18 protein-coding genes are annotated in these 24,944 nt (G+C 34.1%); 12 read left to right on the top strand and 6 right to left on the bottom strand.

Annotation, left to right across the window (positions count from 1 at the left end):
* Nucleotides 1-254 precede the first annotated feature (254 nt).
* The 7 genes from LXH21_RS10185 to LXH21_RS10155 all read left to right on the top strand — a co-directional run bounded on the left by LXH21_RS10185 (nt 255) and on the right by LXH21_RS10155 (nt 12,716).
* Nucleotides 255-2,318 (top strand): carbohydrate-binding protein, encoded by a 2,064-nt coding sequence (locus LXH21_RS10185; protein ID WP_239865430.1) that lies wholly within the window; start codon nt 255-257, stop codon nt 2,316-2,318.
* 64 nt (nt 2,319-2,382) lie between these two features.
* Nucleotides 2,383-4,350, top strand: a complete 1,968-nt coding sequence (locus LXH21_RS10180) for a DUF1565 domain-containing protein (RefSeq protein WP_239865429.1) — start codon at nt 2,383-2,385, stop codon at nt 4,348-4,350.
* Nucleotides 4,351-4,374: 24 nt separating this feature from the next.
* On the top strand, nt 4,375-5,178 hold the full coding sequence (locus LXH21_RS10175; RefSeq protein WP_239865427.1) for an SGNH/GDSL hydrolase family protein: 804 nt from the start codon (nt 4,375-4,377) through the stop codon (nt 5,176-5,178).
* A gap of 217 nt (nt 5,179-5,395) precedes the next feature.
* Nucleotides 5,396-6,961 (top strand): sulfatase-like hydrolase/transferase, encoded by a 1,566-nt coding sequence (locus LXH21_RS10170; RefSeq protein WP_239865426.1) that lies wholly within the window; start codon nt 5,396-5,398, stop codon nt 6,959-6,961.
* 407 nt (nt 6,962-7,368) lie between these two features.
* The gene (locus tag LXH21_RS10165; RefSeq protein WP_239865425.1) at nt 7,369-10,290 is read left to right on the top strand and encodes a CBM96 family carbohydrate-binding protein; all 2,922 of its coding nucleotides are present in this window, start codon (nt 7,369-7,371) and stop codon (nt 10,288-10,290) included.
* Nucleotides 10,291-10,525: 235 nt separating this feature from the next.
* Nucleotides 10,526-11,674, top strand: coding sequence for a right-handed parallel beta-helix repeat-containing protein (locus tag LXH21_RS10160; protein WP_239865424.1), 1,149 nt, complete (start codon nt 10,526-10,528; stop codon nt 11,672-11,674).
* A 199-nt stretch (nt 11,675-11,873) separates the two neighbouring features.
* Nucleotides 11,874-12,716, top strand: coding sequence for a sugar phosphate isomerase/epimerase family protein (locus tag LXH21_RS10155; RefSeq protein ID WP_239865422.1), 843 nt, complete (start codon nt 11,874-11,876; stop codon nt 12,714-12,716).
* 178 nt (nt 12,717-12,894) lie between these two features.
* Here LXH21_RS10155 and LXH21_RS10150 read toward each other — a convergent pair whose 3' ends face one another.
* Nucleotides 12,895-13,686 (bottom strand): EcsC family protein, encoded by a 792-nt coding sequence (locus LXH21_RS10150; protein ID WP_239865420.1) that lies wholly within the window; start codon nt 13,684-13,686, stop codon nt 12,895-12,897.
* A 230-nt stretch (nt 13,687-13,916) separates the two neighbouring features.
* Nucleotides 13,917-15,200 (bottom strand): fumarylacetoacetase, encoded by a 1,284-nt coding sequence (gene fahA / locus LXH21_RS10145; RefSeq protein ID WP_239865418.1) that lies wholly within the window; start codon nt 15,198-15,200, stop codon nt 13,917-13,919.
* A gap of 105 nt (nt 15,201-15,305) precedes the next feature.
* Here fahA and glyA point away from each other — a divergent pair, with 105 nt between their 5' ends.
* Both glyA and miaE read left to right on the top strand, forming a co-directional pair.
* The gene (glyA, locus tag LXH21_RS10140; protein ID WP_239865417.1) at nt 15,306-16,580 is read left to right on the top strand and encodes a serine hydroxymethyltransferase; all 1,275 of its coding nucleotides are present in this window, start codon (nt 15,306-15,308) and stop codon (nt 16,578-16,580) included.
* 133 nt (nt 16,581-16,713) lie between these two features.
* Nucleotides 16,714-17,307, top strand: coding sequence for a tRNA-(ms[2]io[6]A)-hydroxylase (gene miaE, locus LXH21_RS10135; RefSeq protein WP_239865415.1), 594 nt, complete (start codon nt 16,714-16,716; stop codon nt 17,305-17,307).
* Between the two features lie 27 nt (nt 17,308-17,334).
* Here miaE and fumC read toward each other — a convergent pair whose 3' ends face one another.
* On the bottom strand, nt 17,335-18,720 hold the full coding sequence (fumC, locus tag LXH21_RS10130) for a class II fumarate hydratase (RefSeq protein WP_239865413.1): 1,386 nt from the start codon (nt 18,718-18,720) through the stop codon (nt 17,335-17,337).
* Between the two features lie 147 nt (nt 18,721-18,867).
* Here fumC and LXH21_RS10125 point away from each other — a divergent pair, with 147 nt between their 5' ends.
* Nucleotides 18,868-19,032, top strand: a complete 165-nt coding sequence (locus tag LXH21_RS10125; RefSeq protein ID WP_239865411.1) for a hypothetical protein — start codon at nt 18,868-18,870, stop codon at nt 19,030-19,032.
* 158 nt (nt 19,033-19,190) lie between these two features.
* Here the strand turns inward: LXH21_RS10125 and LXH21_RS10120 are convergent, their stop codons facing one another.
* Both LXH21_RS10120 and arsC read right to left on the bottom strand, forming a co-directional pair.
* Entirely contained in the window at nt 19,191-21,689 is a 2,499-nt protein-coding gene (locus LXH21_RS10120; RefSeq protein ID WP_239865409.1) for a TonB-dependent receptor domain-containing protein, read from the bottom strand.
* Nucleotides 21,690-21,762: 73 nt separating this feature from the next.
* The gene (gene arsC / locus LXH21_RS10115) at nt 21,763-22,107 is read right to left on the bottom strand and encodes an arsenate reductase (glutaredoxin) (RefSeq protein ID WP_239865407.1); all 345 of its coding nucleotides are present in this window, start codon (nt 22,105-22,107) and stop codon (nt 21,763-21,765) included.
* A gap of 234 nt (nt 22,108-22,341) precedes the next feature.
* Here arsC and LXH21_RS10110 point away from each other — a divergent pair, with 234 nt between their 5' ends.
* Together LXH21_RS10110 and LXH21_RS10105 are read left to right on the top strand one after the other, a co-directional pair.
* Nucleotides 22,342-23,256 carry a CPBP family intramembrane glutamic endopeptidase gene (locus tag LXH21_RS10110; protein WP_239865405.1) on the top strand — a complete coding sequence of 305 codons (915 nt, stop codon included), beginning with the start codon at nt 22,342-22,344 and terminating at the stop codon, nt 23,254-23,256.
* 27 nt (nt 23,257-23,283) lie between these two features.
* Nucleotides 23,284-24,330 carry an AMP-binding protein gene (locus tag LXH21_RS10105; RefSeq protein ID WP_239865403.1) on the top strand — a complete coding sequence of 349 codons (1,047 nt, stop codon included), beginning with the start codon at nt 23,284-23,286 and terminating at the stop codon, nt 24,328-24,330.
* Between the two features lie 75 nt (nt 24,331-24,405).
* Here LXH21_RS10105 and LXH21_RS10100 read toward each other — a convergent pair whose 3' ends face one another.
* Entirely contained in the window at nt 24,406-24,942 is a 537-nt protein-coding gene (locus LXH21_RS10100) for a YfiT family bacillithiol transferase (RefSeq protein WP_239865401.1), read from the bottom strand.
* Nucleotides 24,943-24,944 lie beyond the last annotated feature (2 nt).

The raw sequence follows: 24,944 nt of genomic DNA, 5'->3' as shown, positions 1-24,944 counted from the left end.
CAATTGAAAAGTTTAAAATTAAGAGAGCCACAAATAATTTATAAAAGTAATGATGTTGGTTTTAAATATTAATTAAGAGCTTAATTTCCTTATCTAATACGAACTAATATGTCAATAAAATAGTTCATGGTTTATTATAAATGAACTATAAGTTAAACGAATTTATTTTATGTAGTAATAAATTTGGTAAAACAAAGTGAGTGATAACAATCGCTTAAATCACATCCTTTTATCTAACCAAATAAACTATTGAAATGAAAAGAACAACATTATTACTTTTTAGTTGCATAGTAACTATTGGAATGTTTACTAATTTAAAAGCACAAATAGTTGTTAATAATTTATCCGATTTTCGTACGGCAGTTTTAAATAGTAATCAACAAATAACTTTGACTGCTGGAATATATCACTTGGAAGATTTACCTACCACATCAAGAGTTATTAATTGTGCAGGCTCAAATAATACAATAAACTTGACCGGTGTTCGTATTAAATCTTTAGTTGGCTCGATTCGTGAAGTTTATTTTATTATTTCAGGGAATAATAATCAAGTTATAAATGGCGCAATCGAGGATTATTATCAAAGTGGTCTAGAAGTTGTTACTGATTTTAGTGCCTACAACCATGATCGAAGCAATTTGGCATACGGACTTAGAGGAGATCCTGTAATGTCTATTACGGGAAATAGTAATGTGGTTTCAGGTCTTGAAATGATTGTCAAAGGTTCTTTTCCTTACGGATACGGAAGTCAATATGGTATTGGTTCCACTAATACTTTTGGCCTCAATAAGCGTTGTGGAATTCTTGTAACTGGAATAGATGGAGGTGGAGTAGGAAACACATTAGACGGAATTACTATGTATCATTATGCTTTTGGACATGGTATTTTCATGCAAAGTAATGCTACAGAAACTTTGATTAAGAATTGCTACATAGAAGGGCGCATGCGCCTCAGTGATGAAATGTACGATGATACAGAAACTTACGACCTACCTTATTTAACGAATTATACATTTCCTTCAGGATCTGATTTTAGAACACTTCCATTCAAGGAATCATATCCAATTCCTTATAATGTAATGTACCCATTATCAGAAGATGGTATTCGTTCTTATACCGGTTCGGGATCTGTGGTCGTTGAGAATTGTACAGTTAAACAAATGCGAGGCGGAATTCGTCTTTATTTAGCAACGAGTGCTACTGTTAGCTACAGTACAGCAATAGATTGCGGAGAAACTAATTTTAATATGCCCAACGGCGGCACTGTTACAGGTTCGAGCGGGAACTTCTCTTTTGCACCATTAAATGATTTTCGTTTAAGTCGTTCAAATCAAGATATTGAATTGACAATATTGCCCTCTCCTAATGCGGTAGGTTCTCATAATATAGCAAATGTGCAAGGTAATAATCATAAAATTACATTTCATCGCGCGGATGGGCCTTTAGATACAAATGAGACACGTTCAATTGTAGTAACAGGAAGCAATTCCACAATTATAAATGAAACTGAATATGCAATTATTTTAGAATCCACAGCGAGTGGTAATAAAATTATTAGCTGCGGTGGAGGGTTTGTTACTGATAATGGTACTAATAACACAGTAACTGTAAACGACAATTGCGAAAATAGTAGTCCCACTATTGAATGCCCAAAAACTGCTGAAATGATGGTAGGGCAGTGCTACGATGAAATGTTTGGAGTAGAAACAGAAACGAGTTCTGAAGGAGGATTAAATCTTAGTTTTATAACCAATAGTGATTGGGTAAAATTTAATAATATCGACCTAACGGCTAAGCAGTCAATAAGTGCTAGAACAGCCAGTAAATATGATGGAGGGTCTATCGAAGTTCGGTTAGATAATTTAAATGGTACTGTAATAGCAACTCTTCCAGTGACAAATAGAGGAGGTTGGCAAAATTGGGGTACCGATTCTATAACTATTCAAAATCAAGTAGAAGGAGTTCATGATATTTATTTTGTTTTTAAAAGTGCAAGATCTGGTTCTATTTTTAATGTAAACTGGTTTAGTTTTGAATCTCAGTTATTATCAAAAAACGACAGTAACTTCGACAATAAAATCGGTATATATCCTAATCCAGCTACCAACAAATTAATTATCTCACTTTTGAAATCAAAACTTCAAAGTACAGTTACCGAAGTGCAATTATACACCCTAAAAGGGGAGAAGGTTCGTGAAATAAGTACTAAAAACGAGCATGATATAACGCTTGATTTGTCGAATTTACAAAGAGGAATCTACCTTTTAAAAGTCACCAATGGGTCGGAAGTTATTACAAAAAAGGTAGTTAAAAATTGATTTTGTAGCACATCAAAGTTTGATTTTTCCTCCATCAAAATTAGAATTAGAATTTTAAAAAAATATGAAAAAAACAATATCTCTGGTTGCAATCTTATGTCTTGTATCATCTTTCCTATTGCATGCAAATGAACTTCACGTTGCTAAGACAGGTAATGATTTTAATAATGGTTCGAAAGAAACACCATTTAAAACGATTTCTAAAGCCGCCAAAACGGCACAAGCTGGAGACGTTATAACGGTGCACAAAGGTGTCTATCGCGAATGGGTAAATCCATCTTTTGCTGGCATGAATAATAATAATCGAGTAGTGTATCAAGCTGCAGAAAATGAAGAGGTATGGATTAAAGGATCAGAGGTAATTAATACCTGGAAAAAACATAAAGGAACTGTTTGGAAGGTAGTTATTGATAACACTCTTTTTGGAGATTTTAATCCGTATCAAGAAATTTTATTCGGTGATTGGATTACTAAAACCTACGGTAGAGACCATCATTTGGGTGAAGTCTATGTAAACGGAAAAGCACTTTATGAGATTGATGCATTATCGAAAGTTTTTGAAGAAACGGCACTAGAGAGAGCCAAAGACACCGAGGGATCAAAGTACAAATGGTATTGTGAAGGTAATCAGGAGACTACCACTATCTATGCCAATTTTAGAGGTAAAAATCCAAATGAGGAGTTGGTTGAAATCAATGTACGACCAACCGTGTTTTTCCCTAAGAAAACTGGTATCGATTACATCACGGTTCGTGGATTTAAAATGTGTCATGCCGCTACACAGTGGGCGCCTCCTACAGCAGAACAAGAAGGATTAATAGGGCCAAATTGGAGCAAAGGCTGGATTATTGAAAATAATCTAATAGCTGACTCAAAATGCTCTGGAATCGTAATTGGAAAAGAAAGAGCATCTGGACAAAACTTATGGAGTCATGACAAAAAGAAACATGGAACACAACGAGAGCGCGAAGTAGTTTTTAAAGCTTTGCAATTGGGTTGGTCTAAGGAAACGGTAGGTTCACATATCATTAGAAACAATACAATTAAGGATTGTGAGCAAGGAGGTATTATCGGACATCTAGGTTGCGTATTTAGCGAAATATCGAACAATCATATTTACAATATCAATGTAAAAAAGCAATATGAAGGATGGGAAATAGCAGGTATAAAACTTCATGCTGCTGTTGACGTGATCATCAAAGACAATTTTATTCATGATAATCATAGAGGAATTTGGTTAGATTGGCAAGCACAAGGTGCGCGTATCAAAGGCAACCTTTTGAACAACAACGAGGACCAAGACATATTTATAGAGGTAAATCATGGGCCAATGATAATTGATAATAATATTTTATTATCAGAAAGAGGTATATTAAATGCATCTCAAGGAACCGCTTTTACCAATAATTTGATAGCAGGAATTGTACAAATGCGTGCGGCTGCCAATCGATTTACGCATTACCACTTTCCTCATTCTACAGAAGTATTGGGTATGATGACTATCATCATGGGTGATGACCGATTTTACAACAATATTTTTGCTGCCAACAATGAGACTTTAGAAAAAGAACAATTTTATGGTCTTAATGGATATGACATTTTCCCATCAGCGACTTATAAATGGAAATCACCTGGAGGAATGGATGCCTATAACAAACAAAAATTTCCTGTTTTTATAGATGCAAATCTATATTTAAACAAAGCATTACCCTCTAAAATAGAAACTAATTTTATCGAAAATAGAACTTTGCAACCAGAGATAAGTTTGATTCAAGAAAACGATGATTATTATTTAAATGTCACTGTTGATGAGAGTTTCGATAAAGTAAAAACTCAAGAGGTGACAACAGTATTATTAGGTTTTTCTTTTCAATCAGAAGCACCATTTGAGAATAATGATGGTTCTCCTATTACAATAAATGAAGACTATTTTGGTATCAAAAGAACAACAGCTGCACCTGTTGTCGGACCTTTGGATAATTTAAAAATAGGAAAGAATAAAATCAAAGTGTGGCCAAAGAACCAAAAATAACAGTTGATCATAATAATAGAGTATATGAAACGTAAAGAATTTATCCAAATGTTAGGTCTTAGTATAGCGAGTTGTGCTATAGTACCTAATTTGTTTGCAAACAAAATAGAAACACCTTGCGATGAGGAAATTTGCAATGCCGCATGGACAAAATTATGCGGGAACAGTCCAGTGGTTTACAAGAATGATGCTTTTAACTATGTTCATCCCGTAGATACAAAGCTGAATGTGCTACTATATGGCGATTCTATTTCTATAGCGTACACCCCCGAAGTTAGAGAGCGATTAAAGGACAATGCATCTGTATTCCGTCTACATACTAATGGGGGTTCGAGTCGAGATTTTATTTCTAATATGCTTAAAATGGAAGAAACTATGTTTCAGCCAAATTTGGTTAAAGGTTGGGATTTCAAGTGGGATATAATTCATTTTAATGTAGGCTTACATGATTTAAAGTATCTGAAAGGAAAAAATCTTAATAAGAAAGAGGGTGTACAAGTTTCTTCTATTACTGACTATAAAACTAACTTGGATGAAATTTGTAAATTCTTGAAAACTAAATTTCCAAAGGCAAAACTTATATTTGCCACAACGACTCCTGTACCTGCAAATGAAAAGGGTAGGTTTGAAGGTGATAGCATTAAGTACAATAAGGCGGCAATGGATATTCTGGTGAATCATCCAGATATCACAATTAACGATTTGTATTCATTTTCTAAGCCCCATTTTAATGAATGGACGCAAGGTCCAGGAAATGTACATTATAACGAAATAGGGTATACAAAGCAGGGAGATAGGGTAGCAAAAATAATTTTCGATAACTTATAAAATGTTCAAGAAAGCGATACTGCAATTTCTTAAATCTGTATAAATAGAAATGAAGGAATGTTCAAACCTTATTTACCAGCATTCGTCGAAAAAATTATTCTATCACTAGTGTAAAGAATAATTTTAGATAGAAACAATAGATTTGATTCAATCAACTGCTATGAAGGTTAAGCGAATTTAAAATTTAATTAAAAACACAATAATTAATAGAAAGATTATGAATATAAAAAAAATGAAATTTAGTGCGATAACGGTTGCGTTATTTACTTGTTGTAATCTTTCGATATCAGCACAAAATAAAAAATCAAATCCAAATATTGTTATAATTTATACAGATGACCAAGGTATTGGTGATGTGAGTGCACTTAATCCAAATGCTAAATTTAAAACCCCAAATATGGATCGGTTGGTTAATGAAGGAATGTCTTTCATGGACGGTCACAGTAGCGATGCCGTTTGTACACCTTCCAGATATGGACTATTAACAGGGAGATATAGCTGGAGAACACTATTAAAAGAAAATGTATTACATGCCGATGGTCCTTGTCTAATTGAAAAAGACAGAATGACTATTGCATCTATGTTAAAAGACAAAGGATATGCTACAGCAATGATAGGCAAATGGCACTTGCAAATGGAGTTTGTTGGAGATGTCAAAACAGGCGGTCGCGATTGGTCAAAACCATTTACTGACGGACCAATAGAAAAAGGTTTTGATTATTTCTTTGGAATTCCGGCATCTATGAACTACGGAATTTTAACTTATTTAGAAAACGACCGTGTCTTGGAGCCACCTACATTATTTACCAAAAAGAAATTGGATGTAACGCCACGTACCTACAGAATGACACCTCCTTATGAAACAGAAAAGCAAAAAGGCTATGTTGAGGTGGCGCCGTCATTTAATGATGAGCTAGTATTAGAAACACTCACAAATAGGGCAGTAGAATATATTGGTGCAGCTTCAAAAAAAGTAGAACCTTTCTTTTTATACTTGCCGCTTACAAGCCCTCACTTGCCACATTGTACGCATCCAGATTTTCAAGGTAAGAGTGATTGCGGTAATTATGGAGATTTTATGCAAGAAACTGATTATCGTTTAGGGCAAGTTCTAGATGCGCTAAAAGCAAATGGATTAGAAGAAAATACACTGGTACTATTTACATCAGATAATGGTGCAGAGACCAATTACGAATACCAGAAGAAAACTTATGATCATTACAGCTCCATGAATTTTAAAGGAGGTAAACGCGATATTTATGAAGGGGGACATCGAGTGCCATTTCTAATGCGTTGGCCTAAAGTGATTAAAGCAGGAACTGTAGTAAACGAACCTGTGTGTCAAACAGATTATTTAGCAACCATTGCTGAAATTGTAGGAGTCAAATTACCAGATACTGCTGCTGAAGATAGTTATAGCTTGTATTCGATGATGAAAGATCCAAAAACTAAAATCGAAGATAAAATAATGGTAAATCACTCTTTTACAGGGCATTTTGCTATAAGAGAAGGAAAATGGAAATTAAATATGCTAAGAGGATCTGGAGGATCTTTGGAGCCAACGATGATTGTCCCTAGACAAGGGGAGGCATTATATGAATTGTACGATTTAGACAAAGATCCAGGTGAAGTAAAAAATCTTTATTTTGAATATCCTGAAGTAGTGAATAGATTAAAAGAAAAGATTACAGCTGTAATAAAAAATGGTCGCTCGACCAAAGGACCACAGCAACCTTTTGTAAAAGACAATTGGGAACAATTAACTTGGATGAAGTTGAATTAATAGTACTGAATAAAAGATAAGATTAGGCTTCGATATAGATCGAAGCCTTTTTTATTGCTCTTAACTTAGTAAATAGTAGAAATTATTAAAGTTATTCGAACCTACTTTACGGTTCATTTTCAACAATCTACAAAAAATATTCAATTTCAAATACTGACAAATAGATTCCACTTTTAATTTATTCTCACTGTTATTTATTAAAATTTAAATAAAAAGTGTATATCTGCCCAAATGACTTATAAGTTATGGCATAAGGACAATAATTTATACTTGATTTTATTCTGTATTTGTAATATTACAATTTAAATAAAAAATTACTTCTTTTTAATTTGTTGATTATTAGGTAACTAATATAAATAAGCAAAAAAGGGGTATAACTAAATTATTACTAACCAAACCTATAAGAAATGAAAAAAAACAGTACTTTAACAAGAGGTATTTCCTCTATTTTTACTACTAAATCGTCTGGATTACTTGTTGCCATGCTTGCAGTTGCATGCACCGCGCAAGCTCAATTTGTCCATCCGGGCATATCTCATAAAAAGTCAGACTTAGAACGAATGAAGTATATGGTCGAAGCACAAGTAGAACCGTATAGCACTTCTTACCAGAATATGGTAGACGATACCAAGTCTAGTTACAATTATGTTGTGCAGGGAGATTTGAGCATGACCGAATTAGGGAGGGATTCTGGTGTCAATTACGGCGCTTGGAATAGCGATATAAGAGCAGCTTATTACAATGCAGTTCGATGGACAATTACCGGTGATACTCGTCATGCTGATAAGGCTATTGAAATTTTTAATGCTTGGTCTAATCTTACATCAGTAACGAGTGGAGGTACAGAATCATTAAGTGGAGGTGTAGGATACATAATGATCGAAGCGGCCGAAATAATTAAAAATACTTATTCTGGTTGGAATGCTTCAGATGTTGATCGTTTTAAGGCAATGCTTGTTTATCCTGGCTATTCGACTACAGTTGCACCTACTGGAGATGCTACTTTTTATTGGAAATCGTATCAAGGAGACGCAGGGCGTCACGGTAACCAAGGCTTATCTGGTTGGCGTACTGTGATGGCAATGGGCGTCTTCTTGGATAATGAGATTATGTACGACCGAGCTCTTAACTATATTAAAGGATTACCACATCGTTCAGATGATTTACCTTATCCTTCTGGTCCAAATACGAGTGTAGCAATAACCGCTTCTACAGATCATGCAGATACTTACAGTATAAGTAAAGGTAGTTCTATAGAAGATTATGGATTTAACGAATTAATGACCAATTATATTTATCCCAATGGACAATGTCAAGAATCTTCTAGAGATCAAGATCATGTACACTTCGGTCTAGGATTATTAGGTTCAATGGCTGAAATGGCATGGAACCAAGGTGATGATTTATATACTCATGCCAATGATCGATTGTTAACAGGTTTAGAATTCAATTTAAAATACAATGTATCTGCTGTAGCAACTTATCCCGATCAAACAACAGCATGGGAACCTGCCGATTTTATACAAGGTTTTGATAGAACTGGTAGATGGTATTCAAAATCAATGAGTCCTGATGGAAGAGGAAATTTTACAGCTAATCGTCCAAATTGGGAACTAGTAACGGCTCATTATATTGGCAGAGGATTTAAAACGGAGTCAGAAGCACTGTGGACAAAAAGAGCTCGTGACAAGTCAATAGAATTAAGCGGTTATGAAAAAGGGGGTTGGTCAAATGATGCAATAGGATGGGGAGGCCTTACGTTTCGAAGACCAGACGGTTGTTTTGGAGATCCTATAAATGGTTTCGAATCAAATGGCTTGCCTGCCTACGCAATGAATGTCTTACCAGGAACTGTGGAAGCTGAAAATTTTGATTATGATTCGATGAAAAATGGTGAGGGACGAGTTTACCATGATCTGAATGCAACCAATACAGGCGGCGCTTATCGTATGATGGATGGCGTAGATATAGAAGCAATAGTAGGAGGAGGAAATAATCTTACTTCTATCGAATCAGGAGAATGGCTCACCTATACTGTTTCAGTTCCTGAAACGGCTGTATATAGTATTAAGCTTCGCTACGCAGCATCTCAAGCGGGAAGTACTATTAAATTTAGTGCAGGTGGAGAAGACGTTACCACAGCTCTTGATATTCCTTTTGGCGCACCCAATTCTACAGGAAATACTGACTGGAAAGAATATACGATCTCTACAGATGTTGTTTTAAACAAAGGAGTTCAAAGTTTAAAAATATCTTTTGGCGGCGTTTCACAAGCTTTTAAATTAGATAATTTTACACTTGCTAAGTCAGGTATTGTAAAGCAAGATCAAAGTATAAAATTTTTTACTCTTCCTAATAAGGTAGTAGGAGCAGTAGATTATGATCCTAGTGCAAAAGCAAGTTCTGAGTTAAGTGTAAGTTACACAAGTTCAAATACAGATGTGGCAACAATTGTTGATGGTAAAATTCATCTTGTAGGTGTAGGACAAACTACCATTACAGCAAATCAAATAGGAGATATGAATTTTAATGCTGCTCCAGCAGTTTCTCAGGAATTAAATGTAGTTGCGGCGATTACCGGCAGTGAAACTTTGAGTGCCGTTGCAGATTCTTATGTGCACGGAGGGTCTACTGGATCAAATTATGGTACAGCAACTTCGCTTGTTACCAAAGCAGCAGCAACAAGTAGATATGCGTATTACAAATTTGATTTAAGCGCAATTCCTGGCGAAATTGTTTCGGCGAAATTAAGATTATACCAAAGGACGTCAAATGCAGAAATACGTAATGTATATGATGTAGCTGATGATAGCTGGTCTGAATCGACATTAAACTGGAATAATAAACCGGCTTATGATAATGAGCGAGCGAGTATCATCACAAACAAATCCACTTGGAACGAATGGGATGTTTCCTCATACGTAGCACAAGAATATGCAAATGATAAGTTGGTTACTATGGTGGTCAACGACCCTAAAAGCGTTAGTGTATATGGAATTGATTTTTATTCAAAAGAATTTGGATCGTATTCACCTGAGCTTGTTGTAGAGTATTCTAAGACTACTTTAAAAGTGGATTCAGCTACTATTCCAGTAACGATTTATCCTAACCCTGTACAGAACGAACTTGTAATATTTTTAAGTTCCGCTAATTTAGATCCAGAAAGTACTGCTATTACAATCAATACTATGAGTGGTCAACAAGTTATGCAGTCAACAGCTAACTCGGCTGAGGTACGTTTAAACTTATCAGAGTTGAGTACCGGCGTATACATATTAACATTACAAGATAAATCAAATAAAATAACACGAAAAATAATGAAACTCTAGTATTTAAATAGGCTAGAAATTTATTTTTACATTTAAAATAATAGCGATTTGTCATTCTATAATTCAAGTAGAATGGCCAGTCGCTTTATAATTTAATATATGTTCTACAATTATTGTACTATTTGGCTTATAATTGATATTCAAAAAAGTATAAATAATACTGAAATCTTCCTAAAAGCTATAAAATTGTAAAGATTATGGCTCTCTAATTTTATCCCATAAAACTACTATTAATATGTTCAACTTCAATCAACTTCGTTATATTCCTATTCTCTTTTTAATTGCTGTTTCCACTTTTGCTCAAAAAGGTTCGTTTGCTTACAATAAAGTTATAGTAGAAGAAGAAGTAAAGACAATCATGACATCAAAATGGAACAATGATTTTCAGCAAGTACTATATCCCAAGCAATATTTAGACAAAGTTATTACAGTAAAAGTTGGAGAATCAATTCAGGCTGCCGTCGACGCTGTAAATAAAGCGGGTGGAGGAGTTGTATTTTTAAAAAAAGGAACTCATATTCTAAACACTTCAATTACTTTGAAAAGTAATGTGACATTGATAGGCGAAGGTAAAAAGGAAACTATTTTATTGCAGGGTAAAACTCTTGATGGCGCTGGAATTAATGCTGAAGACTCGCCACAATTAACAGATGTTGTTATTAAAGATTTAACCTTAAAAGGGACAAGATCTGGCAAAGTTAACGGAATTTTAATTAGAGGTAAAAATGAAGCTAGACATACGCGAGTGCTGCTACAAAATATGGATGTCACCGATTGGTCTTATCAAGGAGTGCATATGAAGAGAACCAACAACATAATTATGGATAAATGCAATTTCCAATTCAACGGTTCGGGAGGAAGTTTATTTCATAATGTTTACTTTTTATACAATAAATTTATACTGCAGTCAGATTGCGATATGTCTTTTCCGGTACTGGGAAAGGGAAACAAATATACCTCATGTGAGTATGTACTGGCACAGCGATGCACGATCAAGCAATGTTTAGGCAATGGTATTCAAGCAGACCATGAAGAGGCGGGCTATTTATTCTTTCATAAATACAAATTTTCTGAATGTGGAAAAGTAGCACTTTGGTTTCCATGTGAAAACTATTATGATAAATACATATATACAGAAAACCCAAAATATGCTCCTCAAAATGTAATTTTAAACAGATGTGAAATAGTAAATAATACGTGGGGTGCAATGTGGCGAGCTGTTTCTAATTCCTATATAATTAATTGCATTTTCGATAATAATAAAGAACTAGATATGGGCTTGTTAAAAGGAGATGTGAAAATAGAAAACAGCACCTTTAAAACAGGAAATGAATTCTATACAGATATTAATCAATGGCCTGCTGAGGTTAGATTTCTATGGTAATAGTAGCTCGAAAATTCTAAAATTTTTATTTTCATAATTATTTTATACGCTATCTTTGGTAATTGATCATAAATCAAATTTCATTACATCAGCTATTACAGCTGAGTAACTAATTTTTTTTTTTCGAAAAATAAAATGACACTTTTATAGGAGTCTTTCTCAATAAAGAAAGTTTAATTGCAATTTAAATTATATTCCCATGCCAATATATGGAACGAGCATTCTATCATTTATTCCAAACTGGACCGCCGAGGGTGGTTGTTATGCGATAGAGAAAACAGCACAATATGGTTTTGATATGCTCGAAATTTGTCTTCCAGATAATTTAGATTTTGATGCTAAAAATACTCAGAAACAATTAGATCAATTCGGAATTAAAGGGCGTTTGAGTCTAAATATTCCTGCAGATTGCCACATTCCATTTTATCCTGAGAAAGCTCTTGCACTCATCTCTCAAGCGATCGATAAAGTGGGAGAGATGAAAGGGGATTTTCTGGGCGGAGTGCTTCATTCTGCTATTGGAACTTTTACAGGCCAACCCTGTACAAGCGATGAAAAACTAATCATTAAGCAGGTATTCGAAGAGCTTGGGAACTATGCGAGTAAACAAAATATTACCATAGCAGTTGAGCCAATAAATCGATATGAAAGTTATGTAATTACTGCAGCTCACGAACTCCTAGAACTTATTGATAATTTAAATACAGATAATATTGGTTTGCATCTGGATACTTTTCACATGAACATAGAAGAACGAAATTTCTATGATCCCATTATCGCTGCTGGTGACAAGCTAAAACATGTACACATAACTGAAAGTGATCGAGGAATGACGGGTGAGGGTAATGTACATTGGGACGATTTCTTTAAAGCATTATCTGTTATTAATTATCAAGGGCCGCTTGTACTAGAAAACTTTTCCTCAGAAATCAAAGCACTTGTAGGACCAACCTCATTATGGAGACCTTCTAAATATAATTCTGAAGAATTGGCAAAAGGGAGTTTAACTTTCATGAAAGAAATGGTTGCAAAGTGGTACTAGATAGTAGCTATTGAAAAAGCTGTGGCTTTTAATAGTGTACTAAAATTAGTAATTCAGTAACTACCGATGAGGTAGCTTATAAAATGGATTTTTTTTCAAAACTACTATTCTTTACCACTTACTGGAAAGTTCTAATTTTGAAAATATTAATTATTATTGAAATTGAACCTATAAGAACTTAATTATTTGAAGGTAATTCATTGTAAAGTTGCTGAATTACTTCTTTGCCATACACACGTTCTAACTTTCGGACAATAAAATGACCCTTGGCCATATCTTGAAAGTGATCAATAAATATAGTATTAATTATGGCGCCACCAGCAGCACCTACAAATGGTAAGGCTTGGGCAGCAGCTTTTTCTGTGATTTGAATACTGAAGCGTTCCGCAACTTTGGTTAATAATCGTAATAAAATAGGTAGTCCTTCTTCGGCAAGTCCTTTAGCAGCGATATATTCAGCAGATTCAGACATCGTTTTAGCTAGCAAGGTACGCACCACAAAATAACCACTTTCGGTTCCATCATCTTTTATAGTCCGACCTCCTAATGCGAAGACCTCCAAACATGCTAATTTAGCATCTTGATTCTCCAGTGATTCACCCTGTGAGCGGGCTATTTCGGCAATAGATCGCAACATAATTGTAGTAGAGATCGGCAACTCAATGGCTAGAGCTGGAAGTCCCAAAAATCCTCCTAAACCTCCCGTAACGGCTACTCCAAATTTATGCCATCTATTTGAAGCTGCTGTGCCAGGAACATTAGCAATTGTAAAAATAGCAGCGTCTGATGCTTTCATAAGCGCTTTTTCTGTAATAGAGCCAATTTTAGTAGTCCAGTCTTTGGGGAGTTTTTCTAATCCTGCTTCAATTGGTTTTCCTATATAATTGGTAATCTTGGCCGCCATCCCAGGATTCTCTAATAAATTTTTGGCAAGTAATAATTCAGATTGATCTTTTTGAGTTAAGGTCATAATTTCTATATTTTAAATGCTTCAATCAAATTTGATTGTCAGCTTAATGCAGTTACAAACACGTACACAAAATACGAGCCACACTTTTATTACTTTATAAATGTAAAGAAAACATTTAAAAAATAGCTTACAGGAAAAACATAAATGTTGTTAAAAATATCGGAGCTTGTCAAAAATCTTTTAAAAAATTTTTCGACAAGCTCCGATAATATAAATTGTAAAGGTAATTTTTACTTTCTCACAAAAGGAGGTAATAATTGAGAACATAATTCGCCAAAGCCAATGCGCACTTGACTGTTTTTACAAAAACCTTTCATAATTACAGTGTCATAGTCATTGATAAATTTTCGTTCGGTACCATCATTTAATTTGATAGGGTTTTTTCCTCCCCAAGTTAATTCCAGCATAGAACCATAATTCTCTTTATTAGCACCCGAAATTGCTCCAGAACCCATCATATCGCCAGAGTTTATTCTACATCCGCTAGAAGCGTGGTGTGTTAACTGCTGGTTCATGGTCCAATACAAATGTTTAAAATTAGATTTGCTTACTACATTTTCAGTTCCGTTTTCTGGCTGTATAGCAGCTTCTAAATGAATGTCGAAGGAATGCTTTCCTTTTTGCTGTAAATAGGGTAGTGGACTAGGTACTTGTTTTGGCCCTGGTACTTTAAAAGGTTCCAAGGCATCCATCGTAACAATCCAGGGCGAAATTGATGTAGCAAAGTTTTTAGACAAAAATGGTCCTAATGGTAAATATTCCCATTTCAAAATATCCCTAGACGTCCAATCATTCAACATAACCATACCAAAGATATAATCTTCTGCCTCACTAATCGGAATCATTTCTCCCATAATATTGGCGTCTGTTGTGATAAAAGCAGTTTCTAGTTCGAAGTCGATAGAACGTGATGGACCTATCACTGGAGTTTCTTCGCCATGTGGCAATGATTGTCCTAGAGGTCTGTGAACCGGAATTCCAGACGGGATAATAGTAGAACTTCTACCATGGTAAGCAATAGGCATATGTGACCAGTTTGGTAACAAAGCGTTTTCTTCGGTACGGAACATTTTACCCATATTAATGGCGTGTTCTTTACTCGAATAAAAATCGGTATAATCACCTATTAACACAGGCAATTGCATTTCGACATCATCAATATTAAAAATTATAATGTCTTTATGTTTGTCGTTATCTCTTAATTGTGGGTTTTGTTCATCAAAAATGTCTGCAATTCGATTGCGAACCAATCTCCATGTTTTTTTTCCATCCGAAATAAAGTCGTTTAGTGTATCCTGCATGAACATATCATCTGTCAGTTCTATACCTGAGAAATAATTCATTTGCTGCAAAGCCCCTAGATCTATAGCATAATCACCAATACGGGTCCCTACTGTAACTATATTTTCTTTGGTTAGGAAAACACCGAAAGGGATATTTTGAATTGGAAAATCACTGTTTTCAGGAACTGATAACCAGGATTTTCTTTTGGTATCATTGGCAGATATAGGCATAAAGTATCTTTTTTTGTTGAAAATTTTATATCAAATATATCATAATCTAGCTATTGAACAAACGTTTTTTTGTATTTTTGCCTGAAATTAACTAAATTAATAGAAATGCAACGCGACAAACAAATTTTTGACCTTATTCTTGAAGAACAAGATAGACAAGTACACGGATTAGAACTTATTGCCTCTGAGAACTTTGTTAGTGATGAAGTAATGGAAGCTGCTGGTTCAGCTTTGACAAATAAATATGCTGAAGGGTATCCAGGAAAAAGATATTATGGTGGTTGCGAAGTAGTTGATATTGTAGAGCAAATCGCTATTGATAGAGCCAAAGAATTATTTGGTGCTACTTATGCAAATGTGCAACCTCACTCAGGATCTCAAGCTAATGCTTCTGTATTTCATGCTTGTTTACAACCAGGTGATAAAATTTTAGGTTTTGACTTATCTCACGGTGGTCACTTAACGCATGGATCTCCAGTTAACTTTTCGGGACGTGTTTACAACCCAACTTTTTATGGTGTTGAAAAAGAAACAGGTCGTTTGAACTACGATAAAATTCAAGAAATTGCAACAAAAGAACAACCAAAATTAATTATCGCAGGTGCATCGGCATATTCTCGTGATATGGATTTTGAACGTTTTAGAGTAATCGCTGATAGCGTTGGAGCGATATTGATGGCAGACATCTCACACCCTGCAGGATTAATTGCAAAAGGTTTGATGAATGACCCAATTCCTCACTGTCACATTGTTACTACAACTACACATAAAACATTACGTGGACCAAGAGGTGGTTTGATCTTAATGGGTAAAGATTTTGAAAACCCATGGGGATTAAAAACTCCAAAAGGAGAAATCAGAATGATGTCTTCATTATTAGACTTAGCTGTTTTCCCTGGTAATCAAGGTGGACCATTAATGCACATTATCGCTGCAAAAGCTATTGCTTTTGGTGAAGCTTTGCAAGATGAGTTTTTTACTTACGCACGTCAATTGCAAAAGAATGCTAATGCAATGGCAGATGCTTTTGTAAAAAGAGGATACGATATCATATCTGGCGGTACTGATAATCACATGATGTTAATTGACCTTAGAAACAAAGGAATTTCTGGTAAAGATGCTGAAAATGCATTAGTAAAAGCCGAAATTACTGTTAACAAAAATATGGTTCCTTTTGATGACAAATCTCCATTTGTTACTTCTGGTATTCGTGTAGGTACAGCAGCAATCACAACTCGCGGATTGGTTGAAGCAGATATGGAAACTATCGTTGCTTTAATTGACAAAGTATTGACAAATCATACTGACGAAGCAGTTATCGAAGCAGTTGCTGACGAAGTTAACGATATGATGAGCGAAAGAGCTATTTTCGTTTTCTAAATAAAAACTTTTATATAAAAGTATTAGATTTAAAGTTTAAAGTTTTGTGATTGCCGAAAGTCATTGCAAAACTTTAAACTTTTTTTTTAGAAATACTTTAAACTTGAAACATTTTTAAAATACAAAAAAAATTATGGGTGTATTACGATTACAATTGCCTACCGATCCAAGATGGGTTAATATTGTCGAAAAAAATATTGAAGAGATTTTGACAGATCATGCTTGGTGCGAACAAAAAGCAGCTACCAATGCTATTACCATAATAACACATAACTCGGAACACCAAGATTTGGTTAAGGATTTATTGGCTTTGGCCAAAGAAGAAATTGATCATTTTGAGCAAGTGCACAACATTATCATTAAGCGTGGTCTCAAATTGGGTCGCGAGCGAAAAGATGATTATGTAAATGAATTGTATTTGTACATGAAAAAATCAATTGATGGGAGTAGGGTTTCTGCCTTGGTAGAACGTTTATTATTTTCTGCTATGATCGAAGCTAGAAGTTGCGAACGTTTTAAGGTGTTATCTGAAAATATTAAGGACGAAGAATTGTCTGTTTTCTATAGAGACTTGATGGAAAGCGAAGCAGGACATTACACAACATTCATTACCTATGCTCGTAAATACGGAAAAGGTATTGATGTTGAAAAACGATGGAGAGAATGGTTAGTATTTGAAGAAGCAGTAATCTCTAATTATGGAAAAGGAGAAACAATTCACGGGTAAATTTACACTTACCCGTGAGTTTTAATCTTAAACCATATCTTCTGGTTTGACCCATTCATCAAAATCATCGGCCGTTACATATCCTAGTCTAACGGCTTCCTCTTTTAAGGTAGTCCCATTCTTGTGTGCCGTTTGAGCAATTTCTGCCGCTTTGTAATAGCCTATTTTTGTATTCAGTGCGGTAACCAGCATCAATGAGTTGCTTACCAACTCATTAATTCGTTTGTAGTTTGGCGTTATTCCTTGTGCACAATGCTCATCAAAAGAAGCACATGCATCTCCTAATAGTTGTGCTGATTGTAAAAAATTATACGCTAACATGGGTTTGAAAACATTTAATTCGTATTGACCTTGCATGCCGCCCACAGTGATTGCAACATCATTTCCCATTACTTGTGCACAAACCATAGTTAAGGCTTCACATTGAGTAGGGTTAACTTTTCCGGGCATGATTGATGACCCTGGTTCATTTTCAGGAAGCAATAATTCACCAATACCCGATCTTGGTCCCGAGGCCAACATTCTTATATCGTTCCCAATTTTATTTAAAGAAACGGCCAATTGTTTTAGAGCACCATGACTTTCTACGATAGCATCGTGCGCAGCTAGAGCTTCAAATTTATTTTCGGCAGTTGTAAACCTATGTCCCGTAAAGTCAGAAATGTATTTTGCGACAAGCACATCATATCCTTTAGGTGTATTTAAACCTGTACCCACAGCCGTTCCTCCTAGAGCAATTTCAGACAAATGTGGTAGTGTATTTTTAAGAGCTTTCAATCCATGGTTGAGTTGCGATACATAACCTGAAATTTCTTGACCTAGAGTCAATGGTGTAGCATCCATAAGATGTGTACGACCAATTTTAATAACATCTTTAAACGCTATAGCTTTTGACTCAAGGGTATTTTTAAGATTTTCAATTGCCGGTATTGTCACTTCAATTAACATTTTATAGCTCGCAATATGCATGGCAGTAGGGAAGGTGTCGTTGGATGATTGTGACTTGTTGACATCGTCATTGGCCTTGATGAAAGCATCGTCTTCACCTATACACAAACCTTTAATAATTTGAGCGCGATTGGCAACAACTTCATTAACATTCATATTACTTTGTGTCCCCGAGCCAGTTTGCCATATTACAAGCGGAAAGTGATCAACAAGTTCTCCTTTTAAAATTTCGTCACAAACTGTAGCGATAGCATCTCTTTTTTCAGATGCAAGAATTCCTAATTCGCAGTTTGTATATGCGGCTGCCTTTTTTAAATACGCAAATCCCATAATAATTTCTGCAGGCATAGAAGCTGCAGGCCCTATTTTAAAATTTGTTTTAGATCGTTCTGTTTGAGCACCCCAATATTTATCTACAGGAACAGCTACTTCTCCCAATGTATCTTTTTCTATTCTGTGTTTCATGTTTTTTATCTTTAATGCAGATTAAAATTCTTTTCTATTTCATAAAAGTACAAAATTGTAATTTTGTGAAGTAATTTGAGCCGTTTTTATTGTTGTTAAAAGATATAAAACCTATATTTGTGGCTACATTCAAAAATTCCGGAAAACATGTTTGAATTTTCACAGTATTTAGGCTTTTTACTTTTCTTAACCGTATTAACTATAGGTTTTTGGTTAATGTTTTTTCTTGTAGGTTTCGTTCAATATTGGATTGGCGGATCTTTATATGAATTATACAAAGAAAAGAAAGCAAAGAAACAACAGTCAATTTAATTATAAATTGATTTGAAGTATAAAGGACTCGTTAGCGAGTCCTTTTTTTATGCCTTAAAAAAACGAAAAAAGGAGACAGAAATGAATTCTGTCTCCTTTTTATATAAAGTGAATTAATAAAATTACGATGAGATATAGATATCATCATTGTATCTGATTTAAACTCCAAAATCACCTTCTCCGTTATCATTGGTAGGTCTTCCAGTTTTCTCGCCTTCACCTTTCTTTTTGTTAAAGCGGTAAGTAAAGGATAAATTTACTTGTCGTACTCTAAATTGCAATTCCGAATAAGATTCTATTTCACCTGGGATATACGTTTCGAACCTTCTTTTTCCAGAGTTGAAAAGATCACTTACATTTAATGATACTGTAGCTTTCTCTTTTAAAACATCTTTGCTAAATGCAAGGTTTACTACTGCCATACTCAAATACTTTCCTTGAATACTTTTTTGAGCGGCAAAATACATTCCATTCGTTTGCCAATCAATCTTGTAAGGTAAACTTACTTTGGATGTAAGTCTTGTAAACCATCCAATCGTATTTCTATCAAAATTTTGTTCCACAACCAAATCATTTATATCAGTATAGCTATAATTTCCTCTAAGTTGACTGTTATATATATTGAAATTGTTATTCAATTTCCACCATTTAAAAGGAGCATAATTCAAATTAAATTCGAAACCAAAACGGTCTTCATCAGCAAGGTTAATTGGAGTTGTAAGGATAACTGGTGTAACAGTAATTTGTCCGTCTACCTCTGTTTCAACAGTATCTCCGTTTGGTCTACGTATAAATTGAAATACTGATGTACTTTTATTATAGTAGATAGAAGAAGTTAAGGTCGCTTTTCCTATTTTAGTTAAATATGCTACCTCATACACATCTGTAAAGGAAGGATTGATATCTGGATTACCTTGGAATATATTTACATTACTAGAATAACGTGCTGACGGATTGATATATCGTGAACTCGGTCTTGAAATTCTTTTACTGTAATTAACAGAGATACTATTTTGATCTGTAAGTTGGTAAGTAAAAAATGCACTTGGAAAGAAGTTATTATACTTTTTAGTATTAAAATCATTTGAAGAAAGTAAATTGATATCAATGTTTGAATCCTCATAACGTACTCCTAACAAATAAGAAAGTTTATCGACCTTTGATCCAAATTGAGTGTAAACAGCATTGATGTTTTCTTTGTATTCCAGTATATTACTGTAATTAGCATTTGGAACAAAATTGTTAGCACTATCAACATTACCAATTTCATAATCAGTCGTTATAGTTTTAAACTGACCTTTATATCCTGCTTCAAATTGACTGTTTTCACCAATTGGCAAAACATAATCGCCTTGAAATATATTGGTAATGTCTTTTGCACTTGTATTGTTATATTCAGTTGTAAGGCTACTAGGTGTCCCTATGATCTGATCTTCAATAAGAGTTTTGTCTCTGTCTCTACTAGATGCAGTAGAAAAATCAAGAGTTAATTTGTGACCATCCTTTTCAAATTTCTTTGTAAAGTTGGAAGAGTATTGAAAATCTTCATCTGTAGAGATTTGACTATTGTACCTGTTTCTCAAGAAGAAAGTATCGTCTTCATAATTAAATAAATTAACGTCTTCTGGATTATCACTATCTTGATTTCTATATTTAATAGCATTTGTCCAAGTGATAGAAGGTGTTAAAAATAGATCGATTCCAAAAGATGTATTAATTCCATTTCTGCTTCGTTCACGATTATTTACCTCATTGATAATTTTATTCAATGATCCGTCTTCATTTAAATAATTGGTATTTGTTTCTGTTCTACCTGGAGATTTACTATCGTTGTAACCAAAATTTGAAAAGAAGTTGAAACTGTTTGTTTTATAATTTAGATTTCCACTAAAATCTAAATTTTTAGGATCACCTACAGCAACTACAACAGAGCCGTTTACTCCGTTATTTTTTCCTTTTTTAAGAACGATGTTAATGATACCAGCTCCACCTTCTGCATCATATCTAGCAGAAGGGTTTGTAATCACTTCAACTTTATCTAAAGCATCTGATGATATCGAACGTAAAGCATCGCTTATATTTGTGGCGTTTGAAGGTCTCCCGTCAATAAGAATACGCACGTTATCGTTCCCTCTTAAACTTACCGTTCCATCAGTGTCTACAGTTACTGATGGCACATTATTAAGTACATCGCTGGCGGTACCACCTTTTACGGTCATGTCTTGCCCAACATTATAAATTTTCTTATCTAATTTAATTTCTACTGATGATTTTTCTGTTGTAATAACCACTTCATTTAATTGAGCAGCATCTTCTTCTAAAGAAAAAGTACCCAATGCAGTTGTTTTCTGCAATGATTTATTATTCAGCTCAATTGCTCTAAACGAGATGAATTCCATTGTTATGTTGTAAGTACCTGGGGTAATATCGATACTAAAATCACCTTTAGAGTCTGTAATTCCGCCGGTAATCGCTTTTGGATTTATTGGGTTTTTAAAAGTAACCGTTGCATATTCCAAAGGTTGTTTTGTTGTCTTTTCTATAATTTTTCCTGTTATTCTAATTTTTACGCTAGCTGGAGGCCCTTGCTGTGCAGTTATGCTATTATAGGTAAATAAAAAAAGGAGTGATAGGACTGAATTTAATATATACTTCATTATTGTTTTTCTTGATTAGAATTGAATATTTGATTTTGGTTTAATCTGTAAGTTGTTAAAATTATGATAAAAATTATTTTAAAAAAGCCTCCAATTCATTGACATCGCGGCCAATTATTGCATCTCCATCTTTGATTACAATAGGTCTTTCGATCAGGATAGGGTGCTGCACCAGAATTTTAATAATATCAGAATCAGTAAGTACTGCGTTCTTATAATTTTCGATCCAAATTTTTTCCTTTTGTCGAACCAATTTTAAAGGTGCTATTTTTAGCTTAACTATTAAATCATTCAATTCCTCTTCAGTTGGTGGCGTATCAAGGTATTTAATAATTTCGTAATCTAATTTTCTGTCTTCTACAAAAGCTAGACAAGTCCTTGACTTTCCACATCTTGGATTATGGTAAATTTGTATCATAATAGTAATAATGCTTTTTATTGTTTTTTTTTATTTTGGCATGATTATATAAATAACTCATTATTATCTATAATATGAATTATAAATATTGAAATAATTATCGTGCAAATTAACAAATCATCTTTAACCCTAAAATTATTAAAGCTTCACAGGTTAATATTTTGTAAAATAATTATATAATTCGCTAAAATAGCATTTGAAATATTATATTAGTCCTAAATAAATTATAAATTAATGTTTGTTAATCAAGGGATTTGTCGTGAGAATCAGTTTTGGAAATATTGTATTGGATCACTGGCTATTGTAGCTACTTCTTTCATGGGGCAGCTACCGCTTTTGGGGGCGATATTCTATGAAATATTATTTAATGGAAAGAAATATCCCATTGATAATAATGCGCTAATGCATTATTTTGATCCTAATCTGACTCTAATTTTAATTCTCATTCCTTCAGTATTTACGCTCTATGGGATTTTTCTTGTGGTGAAATATTTGCATCATCAAACAATGCTTTCGATTACGACTGCACGAAAAAGAATTGATTGGAAGAGAGTTCGGTTTTCATTTGCAATTTGGGCTAGCATAAGTATCGTTACAACTGTAATCTCTTATTTTTTGAATAAGGAAGATTTTGAATGGAACTTTAAGTTATTTCCGTTCCTGATATTGCTAGTCATCGGCAGTATATTAATTCCAATTCAAACTACGGTCGAAGAGTATGTGTTCCGTGGATACCTGATGCAGGGCTTTGGTAATCTGGCCAAAAACAGGTGGTTTCCGCTATTGATGACCTCTTTAATATTTGGTTTGATGCATTTGGCTAACCCAGAGGTATCTAAAATTGGTAATATTATTATGGTTTATTATATAGGTACAGGACTTTTTTTAGGAGTTATTACTTTGATGGACGATGGATTAGAGCTAGCATTGGGATTTCATGCAGCAAATAATTTAATAGGTGCTCTGTTAATTACGTCTGATTGGTCAGTTTTTCAGACAAATTCTATTCTAAAAGATATTTCAGAACCAGAAGCGGGCATTGACATTATTTTGCCCATTGTAGTGATTTACCCACTCCTTTTACTTATCTTTAGTCGTAGATACAAATGGAATAATTGGAAAAGTAAATTAACTGGAAAAACACACTAAATATATAATAACACATAACTACCAACAATGAGAAATGTTACTTATAAAAATGTTCACAATCGATTTAAATTAAATGGAGTTTATTTAAACAGAGAAGATTTAATTCGCGTTTCTTATTCATTGATAAAAGAAGGAGATGAATTTGAGAAATCAATTGGGGATTTCTTGCTAGACTGGTTTGATGGAAAAACGTATATCGACTTACAAACTTCTGGTACAACAGGTGTGCCAAAAATTTTGAGAACAGAGAAGCAGACTATGGTTAACTCGGCATTGGCAACGGGAGATTTTTTTGATTTAAAACCAGGAGATAAAGCATTGTATTGCCTGCCTACACGATTCATATCTGGTAAAATGATGTTGGTTAGAAGTTTTATTTTAGGTCTTGATATTGATTTTGTTGTACCAAGCGCTACACCGTTAGTACGTAATGAAACGGTGTATGACTTTGCAGCGATGGTACCTTTGCAAGCAAAAAATTCATTATCAGAATTGAAAAACATCAAAAAGCTAATTGTAGGTGGAGCGAAAGTAGGAAAAGATTTAGAAGAAAGTTTACTGAAAACAAGTGCAAAAGTGTATGAGACCTATGGTATGACAGAGACCATGACACATATTGCTGCCAAAAGAATGGGAGAAAAAGCATTTAATATTTTACCTAAAATTAAGATCTCACAAAACGATAAAGGTTGTCTCGTGATCGATGCTCCGAGGGTTTCTAAAGAGACTATTGTAACAAATGATATTGTTGAAATTGTAAATGAAAAGCAATTTATTTTTTTGGGGCGAATTGATAACGTTGTGAACAGTGGAGGAATTAAGTTATTGCCAGAAGAAATTGAAAGCAAATTAGCCAATAGCATTAAAAATAAATTTTTTGTCGGAGGAATTCCTGATGCTGTTTTGGGAGAAAAACTAGTTCTTGTAATCGAAGGAGAAAAACAAGCATTTGACACTGCCATTTTTGACGTATTAGATAAATATGAAAAACCGAAAGAAATTTTTTATGTTTCAAAAATAGCAGAAACAGACAATGGAAAAATTAAGAGAAAAGAAGTACTTTCTCAATTATAATTGACTGAAATTAGAGTATAAAAAAAGCATTTTGATAAATCAAAATGCTTTTTTTATAGGATAGTATTTTTTATTCTAACTCCAACCTTTTGTCTCTTTTAGAGTAGTAATGTGAGCCAGGTGATGGTTACAATGCCAGGCGTAAATACCAATATTTTCATCTAGAAAAAAGGTTTGTCCATGTTCAGGGTGCACAAAAGATTTATTCAAGTCACTTTTAGAAAGTGCCATTAAGAGGGCAGTCCAACGGCTATGTATTCCTTTAAGCATTTGTAATGAACTTTCAATTGGAAACGTTTTACTATCTATTAATTCTGCCCATCGCTCTTCATGGTATGGTTTGATAAAAGGCTTGTCCTCAGTCAATGCAAGTTTAAATCGGGTGAAGCTATTCATATGACTGTCTGCACAGTGATGAATAACTTGTCTTATTGTCCAGCCATCAGGTCTGTAAGGTGTGTCAAGTTGAACATCTGTAAGATTTGCAACTTGACTAGTAAGCGCTTCGGGAAACGCGGCAATTACTTCAATCCAAATAGAAATGTTTTCATTTGTAATTTTATCTGGTTTTATGAAACACCCAATTGGATATTTTAATTTATCTAAATTCATAT

Origin of the sequence: Flavobacterium algicola (genome assembly GCF_022399565.1) — a bacterium.
GTDB lineage: Bacteria > Bacteroidota > Bacteroidia > Flavobacteriales > Flavobacteriaceae > Flavobacterium > Flavobacterium algicola.
This window is presented reverse-complemented; position numbering and strand designations above follow the sequence as displayed.

Bases quoted from the DNA above. Each gene is read 5' to 3' on its own strand.
- LXH21_RS10185 (WP_239865430.1), top strand. From the start codon at position 255: ATGAAAAGAACAACATTATTACTTTTTAGTTGCATAGTAACTATTGGA.
- LXH21_RS10180 (WP_239865429.1), top strand. From the start codon at position 2,383: ATGAAAAAAACAATATCTCTGGTTGCAATCTTATGTCTTGTATCATCT.
- LXH21_RS10175 (WP_239865427.1), top strand. From the start codon at position 4,375: ATGAAACGTAAAGAATTTATCCAAATGTTAGGTCTTAGTATAGCGAGT.
- LXH21_RS10170 (WP_239865426.1), top strand. From the start codon at position 5,396: ATGAATATAAAAAAAATGAAATTTAGTGCGATAACGGTTGCGTTATTT.
- LXH21_RS10165 (WP_239865425.1), top strand. From the start codon at position 7,369: ATGAAAAAAAACAGTACTTTAACAAGAGGTATTTCCTCTATTTTTACT.
- LXH21_RS10160 (WP_239865424.1), top strand. From the start codon at position 10,526: ATGTTCAACTTCAATCAACTTCGTTATATTCCTATTCTCTTTTTAATT.
- LXH21_RS10155 (WP_239865422.1), top strand. From the start codon at position 11,874: ATGCCAATATATGGAACGAGCATTCTATCATTTATTCCAAACTGGACC.
- LXH21_RS10150 (WP_239865420.1), bottom strand. From the start codon at position 13,686: ATGACCTTAACTCAAAAAGATCAATCTGAATTATTACTTGCCAAAAAT.
- fahA (WP_239865418.1), bottom strand. From the start codon at position 15,200: ATGCCTATATCTGCCAATGATACCAAAAGAAAATCCTGGTTATCAGTT.
- glyA (WP_239865417.1), top strand. From the start codon at position 15,306: ATGCAACGCGACAAACAAATTTTTGACCTTATTCTTGAAGAACAAGAT.
- miaE (WP_239865415.1), top strand. From the start codon at position 16,714: ATGGGTGTATTACGATTACAATTGCCTACCGATCCAAGATGGGTTAAT.
- fumC (WP_239865413.1), bottom strand. From the start codon at position 18,720: ATGAAACACAGAATAGAAAAAGATACATTGGGAGAAGTAGCTGTTCCT.
- LXH21_RS10125 (WP_239865411.1), top strand. From the start codon at position 18,868: ATGTTTGAATTTTCACAGTATTTAGGCTTTTTACTTTTCTTAACCGTA.
- LXH21_RS10120 (WP_239865409.1), bottom strand. From the start codon at position 21,689: ATGAAGTATATATTAAATTCAGTCCTATCACTCCTTTTTTTATTTACC.
- arsC (WP_239865407.1), bottom strand. From the start codon at position 22,107: ATGATACAAATTTACCATAATCCAAGATGTGGAAAGTCAAGGACTTGT.
- LXH21_RS10110 (WP_239865405.1), top strand. From the start codon at position 22,342: ATGTTTGTTAATCAAGGGATTTGTCGTGAGAATCAGTTTTGGAAATAT.
- LXH21_RS10105 (WP_239865403.1), top strand. From the start codon at position 23,284: ATGAGAAATGTTACTTATAAAAATGTTCACAATCGATTTAAATTAAAT.
- LXH21_RS10100 (WP_239865401.1), bottom strand. From the start codon at position 24,942: ATGAATTTAGATAAATTAAAATATCCAATTGGGTGTTTCATAAAACCA.